Here is a 3699-nt window from a genome sequence, read left to right on the forward strand (position 1 = left end):
GACTGCACAACATCGGCGAGGCCTCGGCGTTGAGCGGGGTGTCGGCGAAGATGATCCGGCACTACGAAGCCACCGGCCTGATTCCGCCGGCCAGCCGCACCTTCGCCAACTACCGGCTCTACAGCGAGGCCGACCTGCACCGCCTGCGTTTCATCAAACGCTCGCGCACCCTGGGTTTTTCGATGAAGCAGATTCAACAGCTGCTCGGGCTGTGGTCCGACCCCGGTCGCAGCAGCGCGGAGGTCAAGCAGCTGGCGCTGGCCCATGCCCACGACCTGTCGCAGCGCATCGCTGAAATGCAGTCGATGCAGCGCACGCTGGAAATGCTGGCGAAGCACTGCCATGGCGACAATCGCCCCGATTGCCCGATCCTCGACGACCTGGCGGCCGGGGAAATGTAGTGGGTGGCCGCCGGCGCGGGTTCAGTCCGGCAGGTTCTCGTAGCACCAGGTGCCGGGCGCTGGAAGCGCCTGGCTTGCCTGCACATTGACCCGGGCGCCGGGCCAGGCGGCCAGCGCCAGTACGCCCTGCCCCGGCAAATCCCACAGCCAGGCTTCCGCGGACGCGGGGTCCGCTTCGCGCGCAAGCATGCGCCGGGCGCGCGATGGTTGCAGCCCTTCCCCGCTGCGTTTGCCGAAGGCTTCCTTCAGGCTCCAGGTGGAAAGGAACTGCTGCACCCGCTGTTCGGCCGGGGTGTCTTCGAGGGCACGGCATTCTTCCGGTGAAAACGTGAAGCCTGCCAGCGCGCCGAGGTCGCGCGGGCGTCCGGGGAATTCCAGGTCCAGGCCCACGGGATGGCTCGCCACGGCGACGGCGATGAAGCCGCCGCTGTGGCTGATCGACGCGCACAGGCGCGTGTTTCGGTGGCGTAGCGCCGGCTGCCCGCGGTCATCCGCTTCCAGCTGCCAGTCGGCGGACGCACCGCCCCGGCAGCGTGCGGCCAGGTCGCGTACCAGCCAGTGGCCGGCCAGGAACTGGCGCCGCCGCAGCGGCGCCGTGATCTTTTCCAGCCGCTCGCGCTCGGCGGCGACCAGCCAGTCGAGGCCCACCGTGGCCAGCGACTCTGTCGCCTCCAGCGCGGCCAGCTCGACGTGGCAGTCAGCCATCGGGCGCTATCAACGCGAAACCGTCGCGTAGGTGCCCTTGAGCGCCACGCCGGCCATGATCGCCCCGGCCGCGCATTCGTACTGCGTGGGGCTGGAGAATTCCTGTTTCTTGTAGTTGCTGGTGATGTCCACCACCGCGTTGGCACCCTGCGAACGCGCCTGGTCCTGCATGGCCACCAGCACGCTCATCAGCACCCAGCGGCAGGCTTCTTCGTCGCTCTTGTTGAGCGCATTGGTCTTGCGGTTGGAGTTGGCCGCGCCGTGCCGCTTGCTGATGGCCGGGGTGGCCGCGCCGGCCAGGTGGAAACTGACCGAACCATCGAGCGTGCCGTCGGCCAGCCCGGACCTCACGGCTTCGGCGAAATCCAGGTGCAGGCGCGAATCACGCCCCTGCGCGGTAGTGGTGGCCAGGGCGGCGATCAGGAAAATCGGGGCTAGCAGCTTCATCAGGCTTGGGTCTCCCTTGCTCGGTCAGTCATTCCAGCGGCGCAGCACCAGCGAGGTATTGATGCCGCCGAAGGCGAAGTTGTTGCTCATGGCGTAGTCGGTGTCCAGCACCCGGCCTTCGCCGGTGATGTAGTCGAGCCGGCCGCAGCGCGGGTCGACATTGCGCAGGTTGAGGGTCGGATGGAACCAGCCCTCGCGCATCATCTCCAGCGTCACCCAGGCCTCGAGCGCGCCGCAGGCGCCCAGGGTGTGGCCGGTGTAGCTCTTGAGCGAACTGATCGGCATGCGCTCGCCGAACACCTCGTTCGTGGCCGTGGTTTCGGCGATGTCGCCGTGGCCGGTGGCGGTGCCGTGGGCGTTGACGTAGCCGATGGCGTCCGGCGACAGGCCGGCATCCTCCAGCGCCAGGCGCATCGCGCCGGCCATGGTCGCGGCGTTGGGCTGGGTGACGTGCTGGCCGTCGCTGTTGGTGCCGAAGCCGACGATCTCGGCGTGGATGGTGGCGCCGCGGGCCAAGGCGTGTTCCAGGTCTTCCAGCACCAGGGTGCAGGCGCCCTCGCCCACCACCAGGCCGTCGCGGTCGGCGTCGAAGGGACGCGGCGTCAGCTCCGGGGTGTCGTTGGCGTTGCTGGTGGCGAACAGCGTGTCGAAGACGGTGGCGGCGGTGACGTCGAGCTCTTCGGAGCCGCCGGCCAGCATGGCCACCTGCCTGCCGGCGCGGATGGCTTCGTAGGCGTAGCCGATGCCCTGGCTGCCCGAGGTGCAGGCGCTGGACGTGGTGACGATGCGACCGGTGATGCCGAAGAACACGCCCATGTTCACCGGCGCGGTGTGGCTCATCATCTTGATGTAGGTGGTGGCGTTTATGTATTGCGTATTGAGCTCGGCCAGCATGCGGCCGAAGTCGCTCATCGATGAAGGCGTTCCGGCGGAACTGCCGTAGGAAATGCCGACCTTGCCCGACTGCAGCAGCGGGTCGCCCAGCAGCCCGGCATCGGCCAGGGCGCGTTCGCTGGCCAGGGTCGCCAGCAGTGCCACCCGGCCCATGCTGCGCGTGGTCTTGCGGTTGTAGTGCGCGGGCAGCTCGAAGTCGGCAGCCGGCACGCCCAGGCGGGTGTTGAGACCGCGGTACCTGCCCCAGTCGTCGAAGCGCTGCACGGCGTTGCGGCCGGACTTCAGGTGCGCCAGTACCGACGGCCAGTCGTGGCCCAGCGGGCTGATCGCACCGCGGCCGGTGACCACCACGCGGCGGTCCACGGTGTGCCGGCTCACAGCATGCCCCCGTTCACCGAAATCACCTGCCGGGTAACGTAGGACGCGTCGTCGGACATCAGGAAGGACACCACCGCGGCGACCTCGTCGACGGTACCCACGCGCCGCAGCGGGACCAGCTTCAGGGCTTCCTCGCGGATGCTTTCATCCAGCATCTCGGTATCCACCAGGCCCGGGGCCACGCAGTTGACGGTGATTTCGCGCTTGGCCAGTTCCAGCGCCAGCGCCTTGCTGGCGCCGATGATGCCGGCCTTGGCGGCGCTGTAGTTGGTCTGGCCGCGGTTGCCGGCCAGGCCCGACACCGACGAAAGGGTGACGATGCGGCCCGGCTTCCGGCGCCGGACCATCGGCATCACCACCGGCTGGAGCACGTTGTAGAAGGCGTCGAGGTTGGTGTGCACGACCGCATCCCAGTCCTCGCCGGGCATGGCCGGGAAGGCGCTGTCGCGGGCGATGCCGGCGTTGCAGACGACGCCGTGGTAGGCACCGTGGGCCTCGATGTCGGCGGTCAGCGCCTCGGCGCAGGCGGCGCGGTCGGCGACGTCGAAGCAAAGCACGCGGGCCTCGCGGCCGAGCTCGCGCGCCATCGTCGCGACTTCCTCGGCCTGTTCGCGGCGGCTGCGGCAGTGCACGACCAGGTCGAAGCCGTCGCGGGCCAGGCGCAGGGCGATGCCGCGGCCGATGCCGCGGCTGGCGCCGGTGATCAGGACGGTACGTTGGTTCATTCGGTTCTGTTTCCCAGGTAGGCCTCGGGGTCCGGTGGTTCGAAGACCGAGACATTGGCGACGGCGATTTCCTGGTCGCCGTCGAGGATGCGGCAGGCGAACATGCCCAGGCCGTTGTCGCCCATCAGTTCGCGGCGGGCTTCGATGCG

General features: G+C 68.9%; 5 protein-coding genes. 1 reads left to right on the forward strand and 4 read right to left on the reverse strand.

Features of this window, described 5'->3' with window-relative positions:
* Window positions 1-2 precede the first annotated feature (2 nt).
* On the forward strand, window positions 3-401 hold the full coding sequence (gene cueR / locus AACZ35_RS13170) for a Cu(I)-responsive transcriptional regulator (RefSeq protein ID WP_339830039.1): 399 nt from the start codon (window positions 3-5) through the stop codon (window positions 399-401).
* Between the two features lie 21 nt (window positions 402-422).
* Here the strand turns inward: cueR and AACZ35_RS13175 are convergent, their stop codons facing one another.
* The 4 genes from AACZ35_RS13175 to fabG are packed head-to-tail and all read right to left on the reverse strand — an operon-like array spanning window position 423 to window position 3550.
* Entirely contained in the window at window positions 423-1106 is a 684-nt protein-coding gene (locus tag AACZ35_RS13175; RefSeq protein WP_339830041.1) for a 4'-phosphopantetheinyl transferase superfamily protein, read from the reverse strand.
* A 9-nt stretch (window positions 1107-1115) separates the two neighbouring features.
* Window positions 1116-1553: an excinuclease ATPase subunit gene (locus AACZ35_RS13180; protein ID WP_339830043.1), complete on the reverse strand. Its 438-nt coding sequence runs from the start codon at window positions 1551-1553 to the stop codon at window positions 1116-1118.
* Between the two features lie 24 nt (window positions 1554-1577).
* Complete coding sequence (locus AACZ35_RS13185; protein WP_339830045.1) at window positions 1578-2825, reverse strand: beta-ketoacyl-ACP synthase; 1248 nt, start codon at window positions 2823-2825, stop codon at window positions 1578-1580.
* Window positions 2822-3550: a 3-oxoacyl-ACP reductase FabG gene (gene fabG / locus AACZ35_RS13190; protein WP_339830047.1), complete on the reverse strand. Its 729-nt coding sequence runs from the start codon at window positions 3548-3550 to the stop codon at window positions 2822-2824. Before fabG ends, AACZ35_RS13185 begins: the two co-directional genes overlap by 4 nt.
* Between the last annotated feature and the right edge of the window lie 149 nt (window positions 3551-3699).

The sequence above is a fragment of the uncultured Arenimonas sp. genome (assembly GCF_963976025.1).
Classification (GTDB): Bacteria; Pseudomonadota; Gammaproteobacteria; order Xanthomonadales; family Xanthomonadaceae; genus Arenimonas.